The sequence below is a fragment of the Pedobacter jeongneungensis genome, assembly GCF_000633455.1.
GTDB lineage: Bacteria > Bacteroidota > Bacteroidia > Sphingobacteriales > Sphingobacteriaceae > Pedobacter > Pedobacter jeongneungensis_A.
Map to the genome: position 1 here is coordinate 1 of NZ_AYMG01000063.1, position 1,479 is coordinate 1,479.

1 protein-coding gene is annotated in these 1,479 nt (G+C 42.3%); it reads right to left on the reverse strand.

Annotated elements, in window-relative coordinates; genetic code table 11:
• Positions 1-1,479 (reverse strand): hypothetical protein (locus U859_RS0130210; RefSeq protein ID WP_029986313.1); only part of this gene is annotated, 1,479 nt, incomplete at both ends.

Here is a 1,479-nt window from a genome sequence, read left to right on the forward strand (position 1 = left end):
GGTGGTTACATCTAAAGTAACTTTCGGATTTGAAGTAGAAACCTGAGATAAGGTGACTTCATTTATGGTAGCAACATTGCCATTGTAGGTATCGTTTAATAAAACATTGGCTACTGCAGTACCACCGGTAGCACCATTTATGGTTCCCGCATCGTTGCTGGCTGTCATATCTGGTGCAGTAACCGTAACTACTGCGTTAGCAGTTTTCGTTTGACCAGGATTTAATTTATCCTCAATCTGGTAAACCACCGTATAAGTTCCGGCCTGAGTGCCCGAAACAACATTTACCTTTCCGGTTGCAGGATCGAGGGTAACTTTAGCATTTGTAGTAGATAACTGGGTTAAGGTAACATTGGTTAATGTAGCCTGTCCACCATTATAATTATCATTTGCCAATACGTTATTAATGGCAGTACCACCTGCAAAACCGTTGATGGTTCCTGCATCTGCATTCGCAGCTAAAGCAGGACTGGTTACAATTACATCAACAGTAGCCGTTTTAGTTTGTGATGGAATCGGATTTACCTTATCCTGAATCTGGTAAACTAAAGTATAGTTTCCGGCAGGAGTACCAGCCGCTACATTTACTTTGCCTGTTGTGGCATCTAAGGTAACATTTGGATTTGAGGTAGAAATCTGCGATAGGTTAACATTGCTTAATAGTGCCGTGCTGCCATCGTATGAGTCGTTAGCCAGTACATTGTTTACTGCAGTAGCACCGGAAAATCCATTTGCGGTACCATTATCATTGTTGGCAATAATGGTTGGGGCCGTTACGGTTACGGTTACGCTAGCCTGTTTAGTTAAACCAGGGTTTAACTTATCTTCGATCTGGTAAACTACCGTGTAAGTTCCGGCAGGTGTACCCGCAGCTACATTAATTGCTCCGGTAGCCGGATCTAAGGTAACGTTTGCGTTTGTAGTAGAAACCTGGGTAAGGTTAACATTCGATACCGTTGCGGTAGTACCATTGTACGTATCATTTGCCAGTACATTCGAAACGGCAACACCACCAGTATATCCGTTTGCAGTACCATTATCTGGATTTGCAACCATTACTGGTGCAGTTACGGTTATGGTAACTGTTGCAGTTTTAAATAAACCTGGATTTGCCTTATCCTCAATACGATATACTAAAGTGTAAGTTCCGGCTTTTGTATTTGCAGCAACAAGCACTTCTCCTGTCGACGTGTTAAGGGTAACCTTCGGATCAGAAGTTGAAACCTGTGTTAAATTAACTTCGCTCAGATTTGCTGTACTTCCGTTGTAAGTATCATTTGCTAAAACATTGGCCACTGCTACCCCACCGGTTAAACCATTGGCCGATCCATTGTCATCATTGGCAATCATTGGAGCGGGCTCAACAGTTACTGTTACAGTTGCCTGTTTGCTTAATGTTGGATTTAATTTATCTGTGATTTGATATACAACCGTATAGGTTCCGGCAAGTGTATTAGGTGCAACATTTACTTTTCCGGT